The organism is Ensifer sp. R-19 (assembly GCF_049905105.1).
Taxonomy (GTDB): Bacteria; Pseudomonadota; Alphaproteobacteria; order Rhizobiales; family Rhizobiaceae; genus Ensifer.
The window spans coordinates 536,095-554,032 of sequence record NZ_CP184569.1; the positions used below are offsets into that span (position 1 = coordinate 536,095).

At 63.3% G+C, this 17,938-nt stretch carries 14 protein-coding genes; 8 read left to right on the plus strand and 6 right to left on the minus strand.

From position 1 onward, the window contains the following. The first annotated feature begins 72 nt into the window (after positions 1-72). From ACN9MO_RS02510 to ACN9MO_RS02530, 5 genes are all read left to right on the plus strand, one after another. On the plus strand, positions 73-1,344 hold the full coding sequence (locus ACN9MO_RS02510; protein WP_112996389.1) for a 3-phosphoshikimate 1-carboxyvinyltransferase: 1,272 nt from the start codon (positions 73-75) through the stop codon (positions 1,342-1,344). Between the two features lie 124 nt (positions 1,345-1,468). Then, complete coding sequence (locus tag ACN9MO_RS02515; RefSeq protein ID WP_113131950.1) at positions 1,469-3,409, plus strand: DUF2207 domain-containing protein; 1,941 nt, start codon at positions 1,469-1,471, stop codon at positions 3,407-3,409. Between the two features lie 111 nt (positions 3,410-3,520). Then, a complete protein-coding gene (gene glyS, locus ACN9MO_RS02520) occupies positions 3,521-5,686 on the plus strand; it encodes a glycine--tRNA ligase subunit beta (protein WP_113131946.1) in 2,166 nt (721 codons plus the stop codon). A gap of 118 nt (positions 5,687-5,804) precedes the next feature. After that, the gene (locus tag ACN9MO_RS02525; protein WP_110878056.1) at positions 5,805-6,185 is read left to right on the plus strand and encodes a cupin domain-containing protein; all 381 of its coding nucleotides are present in this window, start codon (positions 5,805-5,807) and stop codon (positions 6,183-6,185) included. 122 nt (positions 6,186-6,307) lie between these two features. Continuing rightward, on the plus strand, positions 6,308-6,811 hold the full coding sequence (locus tag ACN9MO_RS02530) for a DUF523 domain-containing protein (RefSeq protein WP_113131945.1): 504 nt from the start codon (positions 6,308-6,310) through the stop codon (positions 6,809-6,811). A gap of 114 nt (positions 6,812-6,925) precedes the next feature. Here ACN9MO_RS02530 and ACN9MO_RS02535 read toward each other — a convergent pair whose 3' ends face one another. From ACN9MO_RS02535 to ACN9MO_RS02555, 5 genes are all read right to left on the minus strand, one after another. After that, positions 6,926-7,453 carry a plant virulence effector HPE1-like domain-containing protein gene (locus ACN9MO_RS02535; RefSeq protein ID WP_113131944.1) on the minus strand — a complete coding sequence of 176 codons (528 nt, stop codon included), beginning with the start codon at positions 7,451-7,453 and terminating at the stop codon, positions 6,926-6,928. A 107-nt stretch (positions 7,454-7,560) separates the two neighbouring features. Then, a complete protein-coding gene (gene purD, locus ACN9MO_RS02540) occupies positions 7,561-8,832 on the minus strand; it encodes a phosphoribosylamine--glycine ligase (RefSeq protein ID WP_113131943.1) in 1,272 nt (423 codons plus the stop codon). A gap of 106 nt (positions 8,833-8,938) precedes the next feature. Beyond that, complete coding sequence (locus ACN9MO_RS02545) at positions 8,939-11,308, minus strand: bifunctional diguanylate cyclase/phosphodiesterase (protein WP_113131942.1); 2,370 nt, start codon at positions 11,306-11,308, stop codon at positions 8,939-8,941. Beyond that, the gene (locus ACN9MO_RS02550) at positions 11,305-12,345 is read right to left on the minus strand and encodes a polyamine ABC transporter substrate-binding protein (protein WP_057250767.1); all 1,041 of its coding nucleotides are present in this window, start codon (positions 12,343-12,345) and stop codon (positions 11,305-11,307) included. The genes ACN9MO_RS02545 and ACN9MO_RS02550 overlap by 4 nt, the downstream gene beginning before the upstream one ends. 173 nt (positions 12,346-12,518) lie before the next feature. Further along, positions 12,519-13,715 carry an MFS transporter gene (locus tag ACN9MO_RS02555; RefSeq protein ID WP_113131941.1) on the minus strand — a complete coding sequence of 399 codons (1,197 nt, stop codon included), beginning with the start codon at positions 13,713-13,715 and terminating at the stop codon, positions 12,519-12,521. Positions 13,716-13,824: 109 nt separating this feature from the next. On the opposite strand from ACN9MO_RS02555, the gene ACN9MO_RS02560 reads away from it, so the two are divergent. The 3 genes from ACN9MO_RS02560 to ubiA all read left to right on the plus strand — a co-directional run bounded on the left by ACN9MO_RS02560 (position 13,825) and on the right by ubiA (position 16,649). Beyond that, on the plus strand, positions 13,825-14,640 hold the full coding sequence (locus tag ACN9MO_RS02560; protein WP_057250763.1) for an AraC family transcriptional regulator: 816 nt from the start codon (positions 13,825-13,827) through the stop codon (positions 14,638-14,640). A 172-nt stretch (positions 14,641-14,812) separates the two neighbouring features. Continuing rightward, positions 14,813-15,619, plus strand: coding sequence for a MipA/OmpV family protein (locus tag ACN9MO_RS02565; RefSeq protein ID WP_112996380.1), 807 nt, complete (start codon positions 14,813-14,815; stop codon positions 15,617-15,619). A 70-nt stretch (positions 15,620-15,689) separates the two neighbouring features. Further along, positions 15,690-16,649, plus strand: coding sequence for a 4-hydroxybenzoate octaprenyltransferase (gene ubiA, locus ACN9MO_RS02570; protein WP_093232052.1), 960 nt, complete (start codon positions 15,690-15,692; stop codon positions 16,647-16,649). A 514-nt stretch (positions 16,650-17,163) separates the two neighbouring features. Here the strand turns inward: ubiA and ACN9MO_RS02575 are convergent. Then, positions 17,164-17,730 carry a DUF6101 family protein gene (locus ACN9MO_RS02575; protein WP_057250756.1) on the minus strand — a complete coding sequence of 189 codons (567 nt, stop codon included), beginning with the start codon at positions 17,728-17,730 and terminating at the stop codon, positions 17,164-17,166. Positions 17,731-17,938 lie beyond the last annotated feature (208 nt).

A 17,938-nucleotide genomic window follows, 5' to 3' on the forward strand; every position in this document is an offset into this window, starting at 1 on the left:
GGTTCCGATCGCCACGAACATCCCGGCCGCGGGCTCCCGCCGCGGCTCATTCGCATCAAGAGACCTCATTCGATGACCACCGATACCATGAAGAAGCTGACCATCCTGCCGACCGACCATCCGCTGCGCGGCCATGTGCGCCCGCCGGGCTCGAAGTCGATCACCAACCGCGCGCTTTTGCTGGCCGGCCTTGCGAAAGGCACGAGCCGATTGACGGGTGCGCTGAAGAGCGACGACACCCGCTACATGGCGGATGCGCTCAGGGCGATGGGTGTCGAGGTCAGCGAGCCGGATGAAACCACATTCGTCGTGACCAGCACGGGCAAGCTGCTCCCGCCGGCTGCACCGCTGTTCCTCGGCAATGCCGGAACGGCGACGCGCTTCCTGACGGCGGCGGCCGCTCTCGTCGATGGCACAGTCGTCGTCGACGGCGACCAGCATATGCGCAAGCGCCCGATCAAGCCGCTGGTCGAAGCACTCGGCGCCCTCGGCGTCGAGGTCACCTCCGAGACCGGCTGCCCGCCGGTCACCGTCAAGGGCACCGGCGGCTTTCCGGCCGGCCGCGTCGTCATCGATGCCGGCCTTTCCAGCCAGTATGTCTCTGCCTTGCTGATGGCGGCTCCGGGCGCCAAGGGGCCTGTCAGCATCGAGCTTGCCGGCGACGAGATCGGCGCGCGTGGTTACATCGACCTGACGGTTGCCGCCATGCGCGCCTTCGGGGCCGAGGTCGAGCAGGTGAGCCCGTCCGTCTGGCAGGTCGCCCCGACCGGTTATCGTGCGGCCGACTATGTCATCGAGCCTGACGCGTCGGCTGCAACCTATCTCTGGGCGGCGGAAGTGCTGACCGGCGGCGCCATCGACCTAGGCGTCCCGGCAACGGCCTTCTCCCAGCCGGATGCGCGCGCCCATGCGGTGATCTCAAGCTTCCCGAACCTGCCTGCTGTCATCGACGGTTCGCAGATGCAGGACGCGATCCCGACGATCGCGGTGCTCGCCGCCTTCAACAACACGCCGGTGCGCTTCGTCGGTCTCGCCAATCTGCGCGTCAAGGAATGCGACCGCGTGCGCGCGCTGTCGCTCGGCCTCACCGCCATCCGGCCGGACCTTGCGCATGAGGAAGGCGACGACCTCATCGTCTCTTCCGACCCGGGTCTTGCCGGCCAGACCTTGCCGGCCTCGATCGACACCTTCGCCGATCACCGCATCGCCATGAGCTTCGCGCTTGCCGGCCTGAAGATCCATGGCATCACCATCGAGGACCCTGGCTGCGTCGCCAAGACCTATCCGGCCTATTGGGACGCGCTCGCATCCCTCGGCGTCGAATTCACCGGCGATCGGCCGTGATCGAGAGCGGGATGAGGAAAAGTGTATGCCGTTTTCCGCCCGCATCCCGCTCTAACTTATCAAATCGCCACGCCTTGACCCCCAACCGGAACTTGACCCTCAACCGGAAGAAAGCTTGATCCGCATGGCCCGTCTCGCTGCCGCATTCGCCGTTCTGGTTCTTTTGCTGGCGACGGCGGGTATCGGGCGGGCGGAGGAAGTCTTCTCCGCCTATCGCTCCGTCATCGACCTTGCCAAGGACGGCACGATGACGGTCACCGAGACGATCACGGCGACGGTCGAGGGCGACAAGATCCGCCGGGGCATCTACCGTGACCTGCCTTTGACCTTCACCGATGCGAAGGGCAAGCGCAGCAAGGTGGACTTCAAGCTGCTTTCGGTCGAGCGCGACGGCGAGGAGGAGCCGTACCGCACCGAGACGATCAGCGGCGGCATCCGCATCTACACCGGATCGGCCGAGGTCTTTCTTGAGCCGGGAGAGCACACCTTCCAGTTCACTTATGAGACCGGCCGGCAGATCCGTTTCTTCGACGATCACGACGAACTCTACTGGAACGTGACCGGCACGGAGTGGGATTTCCCGATCGACGAGGCGAGCGCCACGGTGACCCTACCGGAAGGCGTCAGGGCCGAAGCACTCGATTTCTTCACCGGCGGCTACGGCGCGACCGGCAAGGACGCCCGAGCCTCGCGGGACGGCAGCGAGATCTTTTTCGCCACCACCCGCCGTCTCGATCCGCGCGAAGGGCTGACGATCGCCATCAAGATGCCGAAGGGCAGCATCGACCGGCCGTCCTCCAGCCAGGAGAACGCCTGGTGGCTGCGTGACCACCTCGCGCTTGTCATCGCCGGTGCCGGGCTCGTCCTCGTCCTCATCTACTACAGCCAGGCCTGGTTGCGGGTCGGGCGTGACCCGGACCGCGGCGTCATGGTGCCGCGCTGGGATCCGCCGGAAGGCATCTCGCCGGCGCTGGTCAACTACATCGACAACAAGGGTTTTTCCGGCGAAGGCTGGACCGCACTGTCGGCGGCAGCACTCAACCTCGCGGTCAAGGGCCACGTGGTTCTCGAAGATCTCAAGAACGCCATCGTCATCGCCGCCACCGGCAAGGGAAGCAACGAAAAACTGCCGACCGGCGAAGCGGCCGTCATGAAGGCGGTCAATGCGGCCGGCGGCACGCTCACGATCGATCGCGCTCATGGCACACGAGTGCAGGCGACCGGTGCGGATTTTCGCAATGCCATGGAGCGCGAGCATCGCGGCAAGTACTACCTGGCGAACAGCGGCTACATCGTCGCCGGGGTCGTCCTGTCGGTCCTGGCGGTCGCGGCGGTCTTCCTCTTCGGCGATCTCAGCGAAGACAGCTTGCCGCTGCTAATCGTTCCCGTCTTCATCGCCTTCTTCGTGTCGATCCTCGCCGTCTCATTCGGCAAGTCGCTGCGCCGTGAGAAGAGCCTGATGAGCCGGATCATGTCGATCGTGGTGGTCGCCTTCATCGGCTTCGTGGCCTTCACGATCTTCTCGGCGATCCTCGCAGCCGTCTTCTACTCGGCAGCCGAAACCGATGAGTTGCCGCTGTTGTTCGTGATCGGCGCCATCGTCCTCGTCAACGTGTTGTTCTTCTTCCTGATGGGTGCGCCGACGCCGCTCGGCACGCGGATGATGGATGGTATCGACGGGCTTAGGCAGTACATGACGCTCGCCGAAAAGGACCGGATGAACATGCAGGGCGCACCTGAAATGTCGCCCCGGCATTTCGAGACGCTTCTGCCTTATGCGGTAGCGCTCGGCGTTGAAAAGCCCTGGACCGCGACCTTCGATCGCTGGCTGCTTGCCGCGGCTGCCGGAGCGGCGGCCGCAGCCGCCTATCAGCCGAGCTGGTACCACGGCGACAGCTTCGGCTCGAGCACATTCGGCGACCGTATCGGCGGCTTTGCCGGCTCGATGGCGGACACGATGACCTCGTCCCTGCCTCCGCCGCCCAAATCGTCATCGTCAGGCTTTTCGACCGGCGGCGGCTTCTCCGGCGGCGGTGGCGGCGGTGGTGGCGGCGGCGGCTGGTGAAACCGGCCCCAAACGCAGGCGTCCCGCCAAATTCATCGACGAGCTTGGTGACATTCTTGCCAGAGATTGCTAAGTCCGCCGCAACCGTCAGGAACAGAAAAAGTCGCTCCCATGCCCGATCTTCTTATCGAACTCCGCTCCGAGGAAATTCCTGCCCGCCTGCAGCGCAAGGCGGCCGGCGACCTCAAGAAGCTGCTGACCGATGCCCTGGTCGAGGCGGGCCTGACCTATGAGGGTGCGCGCGAATATTGGACGCCGCGCCGGCTGACGCTCGATATCCGTGGCCTCAACGCCCGCTCCGCCGATATTCGCGAAGAGCGCAAGGGCCCGCGCACCGACGCCAACGAGAAGGCGATCGAAGGCTTCCTGCGTGGCGCCGGTCTCTCCTCGATCAGCGAGGCGCATGTCCACAGCGATCCGAAGAAGGGCGATTTCTACGTCGCCCATATCGTCAAGCCGGGCCGTCCGGCCGAAGAGATCATCGCCGAGGCGATGCCCGGCATCATCCGCAATTTCCCCTGGCCGAAGCCGATGCGCTCCGGCGTTGCGTCGGCAAAGCCCGGTGCGCTTCGCTGGGTCCGCCCGCTGCAGTCGATCGTCTGCACCTTCGGCTCGGAAACCGAGGAAACGCATGTGATCCCGTTTGAAGTCGACGGCATCGTTGCCTCGAACGTCACCTATGGGCACCGTTTCCACGCGCCTGAGGCGATTACGGTTCGCCGCTTTGCCGACTACGCCGAGAAGCTCGAAAAGGCGAAGGTCGTCCTCGATGGCGAGCGCCGCAAGGAAATGATCCTTGCCGACGCGCGTAACGTCGCCTTCGCCAATGGCCTGGAGCTCGTCGAGGACGAGGGTCTCCTGGAAGAGGTCTCCGGCCTCGTCGAATGGCCGCAGGTGCTGATGGGCAGCTTCGAGGATGCCTATCTCGAAATTCCCTCGGAAATCATCCGTCTGACCATCAAGACCAACCAGAAGTGCTTCGTCACCCGCGCACCTGGCGCCGAAACGCTCTCCAACAAGTTCATCCTCGTTTCGAACATCGAGGCGAAGGACGGCGGTAAAGAGATCGTGCACGGCAACGGCAAGGTCGTGCGCGCCCGCCTTTCGGACGCCGCCCATTTCTGGCACCGCGACCAGGGCAACCTGCCGGATCTCGAAACGCTGGAAGCGTCGGCGGAAAAGTTCGCTCTCGATCTCAAGAAGCCGCTCGACCAGCGCATGGCCAAGCTCGACGCGCTGAACGTCACCTTCCACGCCAAGCTCGGCACGCAGGGCGAACGCGTCGCCCGCATCCGGGCGCTTGCCACCGAACTCGCCAAGGTGATCGGCGCGGATCAGAAGCTCGTCGACCGCGCCGTGGTGCTCGCCAAGGCGGACCTGCGCACCGAAGCGGTCGGTGAATTCCCCGAGCTTCAGGGCATCATGGGTCACAAATACGCGCTGCTTCAAGGCGAAGAGCAGTCGGTTGCCGATGCGCTCGAGGATCATTACAAGCCTCAGGGCCCGTCCGATCGCGTGCCGACCGATCCGGTGGCGGTGACCGTCGCGCTTGCCGACAAGCTCGACACGCTCGTCGGCTTCTGGGCGATCGACGAAAAGCCGACTGGCTCGAAGGATCCCTATGCGCTTCGCCGCGCGGCACTCGGCGTTATCCGCCTGATCCTGGAAGGAAAGGCGCGCCTGGCGTTGCTCCCGGCCTTCGAAGCCGCGCTCGTTGCTCTCCGAGCACAGAAGCCGGCGCTTGCAGGCGATGTTTCCGCCGATCTGCTCTCCTTCTTCCATGACCGCCTCAAGGTCTATCTGCGCGATCTCGGCGCCCGTCACGACCTGATCGACGCGGTTCTGACGTCGGATTCGGACGACCTCCTGATGATTGCCCGCCGCGTCGAGGCGCTAACGGCCTTTATCACCGACGAGGAAGGCCGCAACCTCCTGGCCGGCACCAAGCGTGCGACCCAGATTCTCGCGGCCGAAGAGAAGAAGGGAACGACCGTCGCCGACGCTGTCGATGCCGGCCTCTTCCGTCTCGATGCCGAAAAGGCGCTGCACCAGGCCGTCGAAACCGGCTCGGGCGAAGCGCGCAACGCGATCGCCAAGGAAGACTTCCGTTCGGCGATGGAAGCGCTGGCAAGGCTGCGCGAACCGGTCGATCAGTTCTTCAACGACGTGCTGGTCAATGATGACGATGCCGCGATCCGTGCGAACCGCCTGGCGCTGCTTGGCCTGATCCGTTCAGCAACCGGCACTGTCGCGGACTTCTCCAAGATCGCAGGCTAAGGCGAAGCGGTCGGCTGCCGGCTCCGGAAGCATCCGCTGTTGCTCCCGCACAAACGTTCAAGCGGGTCGCCGTGAGGCGACCTATAACCTGTCTCCATCACGCAGATGGAGACAGCCGATGGATACCGCGACGAGGACCCACAAGCCGATCAATTTCGCCGAAAAACTCTCGCTCTTCAGCGATCAGTGGCAGCCGCGCGTCATTGCCGAACTCAATGATTATCAGTTCAAGATCGTGCGTATCGAGGGCGACTTCATCTGGCATGATCACAAGGATACCGACGAGGCGTTCATCGTGCTTGAAGGTACACTGCGCATCGATTTCCACGACGGGTCGGTGACGCTTGGGCCAGGAGAGATGTACGTCGTGCCGAAGGGCGTCGAGCACAAGCCCTATGCGGAGCGCGAGGTGAAGATGCTGCTGATCGAGCCGCGCGGCACCCTCAACACCGGCCATGAGGGCGGCGAACGCACGGCGGAAAACGATCGCTGGATCTGACGCGCGTGGCTGCTCACTGCATGTCTCAAATCGACCTCGATTTGAGGACGAATTCATGCAGCGCGGCGCTGTAGGGTCGGGATCGCGCTTGATGACCATCCCGCCTCGGAGTAGGAAGGCATATGCCCGCAAAGATCCTCGTCAGCGCCTGTCTCATGGGCCATGCCGTCCGTTATGACGGTCAGTCGAAACCGCTCATTCATCCGGCGGTCGATCGCTGGCGCGCCGAAGGCCGTCTCGTGACCATCTGTCCGGAAATGTCTGCCGGCATGCCGGTGCCGCGCCTGCCAGCGGAAATTGCTTCAGGCGCCGTCGGCAAGGATGTGCTCGAAGGCGAGGCGAGGGTGGTGGAGATCAACGGCCGCGATATGACCGAAGACTTCGTGCGGGCCGCCGAAAACGCGCTTTCGCTGGCGAAGGAAACCGGCTGTCGTTTTGCGCTGCTGATCGATGGCAGCCCGTCCTGCGGATCCGGCTTCGTCTATGACGGCAGCTTTTCCGGCGCTCGCCATCCGGGCGAAGGTGTGACGGCAGCATTGCTCGCCGGCAATGGCATCGAAGTCTATTCGGACAGGCAGATCGAGGCGCTGGTCGCGCGGATCGAAGGATTGGAAGGCCCACAATAAAAGATTGCGCCCCTGCTTCTCTCAGGGGCGCAATCTCTCGCTGTGCAGCGAAACGCCCGTCAGCCTTGCATGCAGGGGACAGCTGAGCGGGCAGGGAACTTTCCCGATAGGAGATCAGTCTAGCCGAAGTTCGAGGGTGGACGGATCAAATTGCTGTGAGCCGTCTTCGGTTGGCGGTGCAACCGTGCCGCCCATGGAGGCGCCGATCGGCGTGACCGCGGCGGTCTTTGCGGTCTGGTCGATCGCGATCATCTTCGCGTCGTCCGCCACCGGGTTCTGGTCGTCCGCATTCGTCGAGACGACGACCGTCGGGGAGGCATCACTGTCGGCGGAAGCCGCCTTGATGATCTCCTGCGAAGGCTTGCTGACAAAGACGACCGGGGAGCCACCGAGCCAGGCTTCGGTGCGCACCATCTTCATCTCGCCGTTGATTTTCTTGAGCTCGACCGTTTCGTCGCCCGCAGCGATCGTGGGTACCACATAGGTCACCTTCTTCTTCGACTGCAGCGGCGGGCACGCGGCGCAGGAGACGGTGGCGACACTGGCGTTGTCGGTCGTGCCCGACGCGAGCGCCTCGATCGACGACGCCTCTGCGTTGCCGGCGGCAAGCCCGAGGACGGTGGTGATCAGCAACAGGCGCATACGCTTTCTCCCGCAATTGTTAGCGGCGAGAATATGCGCACTCCCTTACTTTCCCGTCAGGAGAATTGGTAAAAATAGAATGATCCGGAAATGAGTTCCGCTCCGGATCACGCTTTCTCGCGTGCAACCGCACGCCAGCCGATATCGTGCCGGTAGAAGCCGTTGTCCCAGGAAACGGCCGAGACCGCCGCATAGGCTCTGTCCTTGGCCGTGCCTGCATTTGCGCCCGTTGCGGTGATGTTGAGCACGCGGCCACCGGTCGCGACCAGGGCGCCATCCTTCATCGCTGTGCCAGCGTGGAACACCTTGGTGGTGGCCGAGGCCACGGGCAGGGCGGTGATCGGCGTGTTCTTGGCGTAGCTGCCAGGATAGCCCTTGGAGGCCATCACGACGGTCAGCGCCGTCTCCTCGCGCCAATCGGCCACCATGCCTGCGAGCGTGCCGGTCGCCGCGGCATAGAGCAACGGGAGAAGATCGCTCTTCATCCGCATCATCAGCACCTGGCATTCCGGGTCGCCGAAGCGGACATTGTATTCGATTAGCTCCGGGCCCTTGGCGGTGATCATCAGGCCGGCAAAGAAGACGCCGGAAAAGGGATGGCCGCTTTCCGCCATGCCGCGCATCGTCGGCTCGATGATCTCCTTCATCGTGCGCTCGATCATCTCGGCCGTCATGACCGGAGCGGGCGAGTAGGCGCCCATGCCGCCGGTATTCGGCCCGGTATCGCCGTCGCCGACGCGCTTGTGATCCTGCGCGGAGGCAAGCGCCAGCGCGGTCTTGCCGTCGCACAGGCAGAAGAAGCTTGCTTCCTCACCATCGAGATAGGCCTCGACCACCACTTCGGCGCCGGCAGCACCAAAAGCGCCGGCAAAACAATCGTCGACGGCAGCGAGCGCCTCATCGAGCGCCATGGCGACGGTGACACCCTTGCCGGCTGCCAGGCCATCTGCCTTGATCACGATGGGCACACCCTGGGCGCGCACATAGGCCTTGGCGCTTTCGGCATCGGTGAAGCGGCCATAGGCGCCGGTCGGAATGTCGTAGCGGGCGCAAAGATCCTTGGTGAAGCCCTTGGAGCCTTCGAGCTGGGCGGCGGCGGCAGACGGGCCGAAGACGGCGATGCCGGCTGCGCGCAGGACGTCGGCGAGACCGGCGACCAACGGGCCCTCAGGACCGACCACGACGAAATCGATTGCTTCCTTGCGGCAGAAATCGGTGACGGCCGCATGATCGTCCGTGTCGAGCGCGACGATGACAGCTTCTTCGGCGATGCCGGGATTGCCCGGTGCCGCGTAGAGCTTCGTCAGTTTGGGAGACTGCGCAATCTTCCATGCAAGGGCGTGCTCGCGCCCACCCGATCCGATGAGAAGAACCTTCATTGCAGCCCCCGATATCCCGAAATTGCTGCGCTGCGGTTAGGACGGCAGGGCGGCAAGGTCAAGGGAAAACGGGAGTCCAGGCAGCGATTCCCGCAATCGCCACCGTTCAGGCGATGGCCTGCCGAGTTTGTACGTCATCCAGCCCTTCGTCGTGCGCGTAGCGGGCTGTGCGCGTCAGCGCCCAGATGCCGAGATCTTCAATCGGCAGCGGCTTGCTGATGAGATAGCCCTGGAACAGATCGCAGCCGGCTGCAGTCAGCATCGAGAGCTTCTCTGGCGTGTCGATGCCTTCGCCGACGACGGCGACGTCCTTGGCGTGGCAGAGCGCGATGAGCGCCTTGAGCACCGGCAGCGACTGCGACGCGGTGAGGTTCGAGACCAGCGCCCGGTCGAGCTTGATAGTATCGGCCGTGTATTCGATGATCTGCTGCACGGACGTGTAGCCGGCGCCGAAATCGTCGATCGAAAGGCGGAAGCCATTCTGGCGCAGGGCGTCGATGTTGCGGCGAAGCTGGTCGCTGAACTTGACGGCGAAGGTTTCGGTGAGCTCGATCTCGATCGAACGCGCCTCCAGCCCATGTCGCTCCAGGCAGTCAGAGAAATGGTCGGCAATCGCCTTGGAGTGCAGTTCGGCCGAGGAGATGTTGATTGCCAGCACCGTTTCCGGGCCGAACAGCGCCTTGAGCTGCCGGCAATCGGACATCGCCTTGTTGATCACCCACCAGTCGATCTTGGTGAAGAGACCGGAGCTTTCGGCGATCGGCACGAATTCATCCGGGGTAACATTGCCGAGGACCGGCGAGTACCAGCGCAGCAGCGCTTCGCAGCCGGTGACGCGGCCTTCGGTGTCGACCATCGGCATGTAGACGAGATGGAACTGTTCGTCCGGATCGAGCGCGCGCAGCTCGTCCTGGATCTGGCGCAGCCGCGTGCGCTTATCGTGAAGCGCGCGCGAGAAACGGGCCGAACGGTTCTTGCCGCTGGTCTTCGCCTGATACATCGCGGCATCGGCATTCGAAATCAGCTCGGCAAGGTTGGTCGCATCGTCCGGGCAGATCGCCGCGCCGATGCTTGCGGTCACCGGGTAGCGCTTGTCGGAGACTTCGAAGCCGTCCTCGAACAATCCCAGAATGGCGGCCGAGATTTCCCGGACCGTTCCGTCGCCGGGTCGCGATCGCACGAAAACGGCGAATTCGTCGCCGGAGAGGCGGGCAAGAATGGCCGGCTTCTGGCCGCGCCGCTCGGTAATGGCATCGACACACTCGCCGATGCGGACGGCCAGCGTCTTCAGGAGCTCGTCGCCGATCTCGTGGCCGTGCTTGTCATTGACGAACTTGAAGTTGTCGATGTCGATAAACAGCAGGCTGCACTTCTCGCCGGCGGCGATTGCCTCGCGCACGGCGCCGGCGGCAAGCGCGTTGAAATGGCCGCGGTTGCTGATGCCGGTCAGGGTGTCGGTCCAGGAACTGCGTTGCACGAGTTTCAGCGATTGCACCGACTGCCGATGCAATTCGCGGATATTTTCCGTCAGCCGCCCGATCTCGCCTTTCTCCTCCATGTCGCGGATCTCGTCGCGCGCGCCCACCATCACCGCCATCACGTTGGCGTCGAGGCTTGCGATCGGGTCGGTAATGAAGCGGCGGATCAGCATGATGATCAGCCAGATCGAGAACAGGCTCATCGCCACGGCGCCGAGCGCCAGCAGGATCTTCTGCCTGGCCAACAGCGCATCGAAATGTTCGCTCGAAACCGTGAGCGTCGCATAGAGCGAGGGCCCGAGATGAACGCTTGCCGAAAGGTCTTCGGTAATCGCCAGCGGCCAGGGCTGGAGCACGATGTCGGAGCCGTATTCCTTCTTCAGTGCCTGCTGCATGTCGAGGAAGCGGTCCGGCTGGATCGCGACCTGGACGAGCAGAGCGCTCGATTTCTTGCTCGGCAGCGGCCGGGTGAAGGCGACCGGATCGAGGAAGAAGGAATAAACGATGCGTGGTCTTTGTCCCGCTTCGTAAAGATAGGTCCAGTCGGCGAGCGTGTCTTCGCGGATCAAGCGGCGGGCGAGGTTGAGCTGGGCCTCGTCGATCTGGGCGAAGGGGTCCCAGCTGTTTTCGAAATAGTAGTCCGTCTTCAGATCGGAAGTCAGCAGCGCCAGCGACACGTAGCCCGTCGGGTCGTCCAGGAGTGATTTGATGCTTTCCTGCAGCCTGACACCAAGCGCATTGGCGCGGTAGTTCTCATCCGTTTCGGACACATACTGGCGCAGCGAGTTGCCGTTCAAGAGCGCATTGAGGAAGCCCTTGCTGCGGCCGATCTCGTTCTGGAACACGGCGGCCGCATGTTCCAGGCGCTGCGACAGTTTGGCGTGTTCGAGCGCGCGGATGGAGCGGCTCTGCGTGACGTGGACCGAGACTGCCGCCAGCAGGTAGCCAGCGAGAACGACGGGGAAGATCAGGATGAGCGCGCGTTTGCCGAGATTCACTGGAAGTTCGCCAATGTGCTGATGATGCGTCGGCGCAATTGCACCGACTCTGTGGACAGTTCCTGTTGATACTGGCTCTTGGCCAGGATGTCGGGTGAGGGGTAGATGGCGGGGTCGGCGCGGACTTCTTCCGGCAGGAGCGCATAGGCTGCCCGGCTTGCCGTCGGCATGTTGAGCGCCAGCGCGTTCGCGGCAGCACTGCCCGGCGAACCGAGATAGTCGAGGAGAGCGAGCGCGCGGTCCTTGTTCGGCGATTTGGCGACGACCGACATGCAATCGAGCCAGGAAAGCGTGCCTTCCTTGGGAACGGCGTAGCGCCAGACGCCGGGCGTACCTGCCTTGTCGTTCAGCACGTGCTGGTCGCCGCTATAGCCCAGCGCCATATAGATGTCCTTGCTGACCGTCGGGTTCTGGATCGAGCTGATGATATATTCGTAGGTGAGCACCGAGGGCGCCTGTTCCTTCATCAGGTCGAAGGCGGCCTTCAAGGTGGCGCTGTCGTTGGTGTTGATCGATTGGCCGAGCAGCATCAGCGGCGCGACGAAGGCCTCGTTGTGGTCGTCGTACATGGCGACATGCTTCGCGAGCGCCGGGGCTGGACGCATGAGATCCTGCCAGGAGGCCGGCGCCTCCCGAACGACGTCCGATCGGTAGAGGATGCCCATCGTGCCCCAAAGATAGGGCAGGCCTCGGCCCGAGCAGCGCTTGCGCCAGCTTTCGTCATAGTCCCGCAGCGAGGCGACGTTGGTCTCGTCGAGCTTTTCGAGCACGCCCTTGCGACCGAAGAGGGCGGCGCTGTTTTCGCCGGTTACCACCAGGTCGACGCGGCTGTTCGGGTCGGCCAGCACCTCGTCGCGGGTGTCGCCGCTATCGTAATAGACCTGGTGCACCGCGACGCCTGTTATCGACGTCCAGCGATCAAGGATCTTCTGGTCGATATAAGATTCCCAGATCAGCAGGTTCAGGGTCTCGGCCGGTGCCGCCGTTGCAAATAGCAACGTCGCCAGAAAGGCCGGAATCGCCGTTCGCCCCTGCATTCTATACCCCTGCCCAAGCCCGTCAGACGACCGTAGCGCGCAAAAATTGATGAATGATTACGTGGGGCTGCGACGGGGATGGGGTGTCGCGTGCTGCTTGTGGCGCAAGACGAAAACCGGGCGTCGCATGGCAGCGCCCGGTGAAAAACGGAAGCGATTTCGGCGCGAAGAGCCTATCGCGTGGGGATCTTCGGCAGCAGGATCGTGAGGATGCCAAGCAGCGGCAAATAGGAGCAGATGGTGTAGACGAACTCGATGCCCTGCCGGTCGGCAAAGATGCCGAGCACGGCCGCGCCCATGCCGCCGAAGCCGAAGGCGAAACCGAAGAAGACGCCGGCGATCAGCCCCACCCGACCCGGCACCAGCTCCTGGGCGAAGACGACGATCGCCGAGAAGGCCGAGGAGAAGATCAGGCCGATGATGACCGACAGGACGCCGGTCCAGAAGAGGTTCGCATAGGGCAGCAGCAAGGCGAAGGGGATGACGCCGAGGATCGAGAACCAGATGACGAAGCGGGCGCCGTAACGGTCACCGATCGGCCCGCCGAGGAAGGTTCCGGCCGCGGCCGCGCCGAGGAAGAGGAACAGCATGAGCTGCGCCTGCTGCACGTCGATGCCGAACTTCTCGATGACGAAGAAGGTGAAGTAGCTGGAGATGCTCGCCATGTAGACGTTCTTGGTGGCGGTCAGGAGCACGAGCACGGCGACCGCCCACATGACCCGCCCCTTCGGCAGCGGAAGGGCGCGGCTCGGCGCCGGCCGGCTCATCGTGGTGCGGCGATGGCGCACATGCCAGGTGCTGACCCAGGAGAGCACGAAGAAGCCGATGATCGCGACGATCGAGAACCAGCTGAGGCTTCCCTGACCGAAGGGAATGACGATGAAGGCGGCAAGCAGCGGACCCATGGCGCTGCCGGCATTGCCGCCCACCTGGAACAGCGATTGCGCCAATCCGTGGCGACCGCCGGAGGCGAGGCGGGCGATGCGGGACGATTCCGGATGGAAGATCGCCGAACCGATGCCGATCAGGCTCGCTGCCACCAGCAGGACCCAGAAGTCATGCGCATTTGCCAGCAGGATCAGGCCGCTGCAGGTCGAAAGCATGGCGAGCGGCAGCGAATAGGGCAGCGCCCAGCGGTCGGTGATGATGCCGACGGCCGGCTGCAGCATCGACGCCGTCAGCTGGAAGGTAAAGGTCAAGAGGCCGATCTGCACGAAATCGAGCGAATAGTTCGCCTTGAGCAGCGGATAAAGCGCGGTCAGCAGCGACTGCATGATGTCGTTCAGCATATGGCAGAAGCTGACGGCCAGGATGACGGAGAAAGCCGTCTTTTCCGGCGAAATCCCGGAAGTTGAGGTCACGGTAGACATGGGTGATTCCTTGCCGTCTCGAAGGTTGTATGCGGCAAGGGCTATCTGTACTGAGGTTGCGATTGGCCTGCTTTTGTGATCTGGTCGATTTCTTTCGTGAGTGGGCCAAATGCCGATCCGCCGATATCCCTTGCCGCAGCTTCCCGATGACGATCACTTCCGGAACCTCGATTGGGTCGAGACGGGAAACGCCCCGGTGCTGGCGCTCGGACGAGACTATAGCGCCGGTCTTCTGGTTCCCTTCCACAGCCATACGCGCACGCAGCTCTGGTGGGCGCGTGGCGGCGTCGTGCTGATGCGCACCGAGCGCGGGCGGTGGATGGTTCCGCCCGGCCATGCCCTGCTGATCCCGGCCGGTATGGAGCACTCGGCCGAGATGATCAGTGACGTGCGCATGCACTCGATCTACTTCGCGCCGGAACTGCTGCGCGCCGAACGGCCGATGGTCATGGAAATCAATCCGCTCGCCGGCAGCCTTGTCGATGCGCTCGTCAGCGTCGAGAACGAGACGATGTCGGAGCGGCGCGAACAACTGGTCACGGATCTGCTTCTGGAAGAAATCGGCCGACTGCAGGAACGCCCGCTCGGCCTGCCGTTTCCGCGCGACGAGAAGCTCGCGGCGCTGTGCCGACAGTTCCTGCAGGCGCCATCGGCGGCAGCGAGCATCGACCAGTGGGCGGATCGCATGCGCCTCAGCCGGCGATCATTCACGCGGTTCTTCCGCAAGGAGACGGGCGTTAGCTTTGTCACCTGGCGCCAACAGGCCTGTATCTTCGCTTCCTTGCCGCTCCTTGCCGATGGCGAGCCAATCACCAATGTGGCCCTTGATGCCGGCTATGAGAATGTCGCGGCCTTCACCACCATGTTTCGCCGCATGCTCGGCAGCCCGCCGAGCGTCTATCTCAAGACCTATCTTGGCCAGTGACCGGGGTTCGCCAACCGGGTATGGCAAAGGAAGGTTGAATTGACCTGGTTAACGGAATCGTAGGAACAAGCCGCAATAAACCGCCCTCGTGTCGTTCCTGCCCACCTCCCTCCCTCGGCGCAACGGCACGGTCAAACTTCGCCCCGGCGAATGATTCTTCCGGAGTTGTTTCTTGCGTATCCGTTCTCTCGTCCTCCTTTCTGGAACCCTTTTGCTGTCGGCCAACGCCGCCTCTGCCGGTGACGGCCAGTATTTCTGGTCCGGTGACTGGTATCTGAAGGTCGGTGCCACCGGCTTCCTCGGCCCGAAGTATGAAGGCGCCTCGAAGCGCATGTTCCAGGTCGCGCCCCTGATCTCGCTCGGCAAGGCCGGCAGCTCGGTCCGCTTCTCCTCGCGCAACGACAACATGTCCTATGCGCTGGTCGACCAAGGAAGTTTCCGCGCCGGTCTCGTCGGCAAGCTGATCTTCGAGCGCGACGCCGGCACGTCCAGCGACCTGAGGGGCCTCGATCCGATCAAGTTCGGCGGTGAAGTCGGCGGCTTTGCGGAGGTTTATCCGACGGACTGGCTGCGGGTGCGCGCCGAAGTTCGCCAGGGCATTCGCAGCCACCACGGTATCGTCGCCGACGTTGCGGCCGACGCCTTCACCGATGTCAGCAGCAATGTCCGCATCTCCGGCGGTCCACGCCTGACCGCTGCGACCAGCGACTACTACGGCGCCTATTATGGCGTGAACGACCGCGAGTCTGCCGCATCCGGCCTCGCCACGTATTATCCGCATGGCGGCGTCGGATCCGCCGGCGTCGGCGCCGCGATCACCTGGCAGGCAACGGAGAAGCTTGAGACGAGTGCCTATGCCGAGTATCGGCGCCTGCTTGGCCCTGCCGCCGATTCCAGCCTCGTTCAAGAGCGTGGCAGCCGCAACCAGGTCCTGGTCGGTCTGTCGGCGACCTACCGCTTCGACTTCACCCTTCCCTGACATTGCGCTGGTCCGGCGCCGCGACGATCTCGCCGCTTGACCGGCCGGACGGGCGGCGTCAAACAGGGGGATGAACACGTTCTCCGCCGATTCCGGCCGCGTCCACGACGCGCCCTCCAACAACTGGGTTTATCGCGTGCTGCCGCGTGCGCTCTGGCCCTATGCGCAGCTTGCCCGTTGGGATCGTCCGATCGGCTGGCAATTGCTGCTGTTGCCCTGCCTCTGGTCCGTGGCGCTGGCGACGGGCGCAGCGGCGGGCACCGAAGAATTCTCGTTCGGCCGCTTCCTGTATCATTGCTTCCTGTTCACCGCCGGCGCGATTGCCATGCGCGGCGCCGGGTGCACCTACAACGACATCGTCGACCACGACATCGATATGGAGGTTGCGCGCACCCGCTCGCGGCCGCTGCCGTCGGGACGCGTTTCGCGTCTTCAGGCGAAGGTGTTCATGGTGCTGCAGGCGCTCGTCGGCCTTGTCGTACTGCTGCAGTTCAATACTTTCTCGATCGTGCTCGGCATCCTGTCGCTGGCGATCGTCGCAATCTATCCCTTCGCCAAGCGGTTTACCGATTGGCCGCAATTCTTCCTGGGCCTCGCCTTCTCCTGGGGCGCGCTGATGGGTTGGGCAGCCGCGTTCGGCACACTGTCGCTGGCAGCCGTGCTGCTCTACGGTGCGGCGATTGCCTGGACGATCGGCTATGACACGATCTACGCCTACCAGGACCGGGAGGACGACGAGCTGATCGGCGTGCGTTCGACGGCAAGGCGGTTCGGCGAAAATCCGCGTCCGTGGCTGATCGGCCTTTATGGCATCGCGACGCTGCTGTTGCTTATGTCCTTCGTGGCTGCCGGTGCCGGCGCCATTGCCTATATCGGACTTCTGATTGCGGCGGCGATGCTGACCTATCAGATCCTGGTGCTGAACATCCACGATCCGGCGCAATGCCTGGCGCTGTTCAAGTTCAATGGGGTCGTGGGCCTGATCATCTTTGTCGGCCTGGTGCTGGCGTTTCTTGTTCGCCTGATATGAAAAATCCTCCGTCGCGGCGGAGGATCCTCTTTCATGCATTCGGTCCGTCCCGCTTCTGCATGTTTCCTTAAAACGTAGCCGGTTTAAGGGTAAAAACATGCAGCCCTGAAAGTGCTACAGCGACCTTTGCGCGTCTGAAAAGACGCGCGGCGCTGTAGTGGCGGGCCGCAGAAGCTTCAGGCCCAGCTGATCTCGCGGGCGGCCTTGCGCTCCTTCGCCTCGTGACGCGCACGGAAGCTGGACAGGATGACAGCAACGGCGGCGACGATATGCTTGCGCATCAGGTTTCTCCTTCTTTCGTGATCTTGGCTATGAACCCGATATGGCACGAAGAAGGCGGCGGAGCTGTTTCCGTGGGAACATCTCGAGCAATCCCAGAAAACCTGTGAAATGGCTTGCCGTCCGCAACGGCATCCCAAAATCGGCAGCCCCAAAATCGGCAGCGCGGAGATCAAACGACAACAGCCGGCCGCAGGGAACGGCCGGCTGTTGCGCTGGAGGTACTGCTGCGGAATTAGCTGCGGGCGATGATCTCGCGCCCGTCGATCTTCATGTGAACGCCAAGCGTGCCGGTGGAACGGCGCACGAGGAAACGCGGCCGGCGCTCGGCGAAGAAGGAGTGGCGGCGCCGCGGCTTGACCGGCGCGGTGCGCACGTCGCCGAGATGCTCTTCGAGGGGCCTTGCGACGCCATCCGCTTCGACCATCAGCATGGGAATGCGATAGGCCTCCGCCCAGGCGCGCCAGTCGGCCGCGATGTCGGACAGGTCGTGTGCGACGAGCAGCGGAACGCAGAGGTCCGGGTCGTCGTGATGAAGTTCCAGCGTCACTGTAACGTCTCCGTCGCCGTGATCGATCGCGCGAGCCGCGACCCCTTTGAATGCCCGCGCCGGCAGTGCGATCGAAAGCGGCAGGCCGCTCGATGGTAGCACCTTGCGCAGAACTGCGCCACGCTCGTCCAGGCTGATCGTGACATTACCCGTGTGACCGCGCAAGGCGTAGCTTGCCTGCTGTGGAAAGCGCTTCGGATCAAGACGGAGCGTGTTTTCGACCCATGCGGGTTGAGAGAGTGTGTTGCGCATTTCAATCGCCCTTGTTTTTCCTTGAGAGCCGTTTCCGGTCTTCTCGTCGGGACTTTTTCGTCCTCTATGGGCTGAGAATAGGCGCCCCCCTTTCCGAACGGCTTAAGAATCGCGGTTAAGAAAACTTTGCGTTTTTCGATGGTTAGCAAAAGCCGACCGCTCAGGGTTTCTGTTTCGTCAACGGGTCGGACGGTCTTGTTCCGATCGG

Coding starts and splice junctions, on each gene's coding strand:
- ACN9MO_RS02510 (WP_112996389.1), top strand. CDS start 73: ATGACCACCGATACCATGAAGAAGCTGACCATCCTGCCGACCGACCAT.
- ACN9MO_RS02515 (WP_113131950.1), top strand. CDS start 1,469: ATGGCCCGTCTCGCTGCCGCATTCGCCGTTCTGGTTCTTTTGCTGGCG.
- glyS (WP_113131946.1), top strand. CDS start 3,521: ATGCCCGATCTTCTTATCGAACTCCGCTCCGAGGAAATTCCTGCCCGC.
- ACN9MO_RS02525 (WP_110878056.1), top strand. CDS start 5,805: ATGGATACCGCGACGAGGACCCACAAGCCGATCAATTTCGCCGAAAAA.
- ACN9MO_RS02530 (WP_113131945.1), top strand. CDS start 6,308: ATGCCCGCAAAGATCCTCGTCAGCGCCTGTCTCATGGGCCATGCCGTC.
- ACN9MO_RS02535 (WP_113131944.1), bottom strand. CDS start 7,453: ATGCGCCTGTTGCTGATCACCACCGTCCTCGGGCTTGCCGCCGGCAAC.
- purD (WP_113131943.1), bottom strand. CDS start 8,832: ATGAAGGTTCTTCTCATCGGATCGGGTGGGCGCGAGCACGCCCTTGCA.
- ACN9MO_RS02550 (WP_057250767.1), bottom strand. CDS start 12,345: ATGCAGGGGCGAACGGCGATTCCGGCCTTTCTGGCGACGTTGCTATTT.
- ACN9MO_RS02555 (WP_113131941.1), bottom strand. CDS start 13,715: ATGTCTACCGTGACCTCAACTTCCGGGATTTCGCCGGAAAAGACGGCT.
- ACN9MO_RS02560 (WP_057250763.1), top strand. CDS start 13,825: ATGCCGATCCGCCGATATCCCTTGCCGCAGCTTCCCGATGACGATCAC.
- ubiA (WP_093232052.1), top strand. CDS start 15,690: ATGAACACGTTCTCCGCCGATTCCGGCCGCGTCCACGACGCGCCCTCC.
- ACN9MO_RS02575 (WP_057250756.1), bottom strand. CDS start 17,730: ATGCGCAACACACTCTCTCAACCCGCATGGGTCGAAAACACGCTCCGT.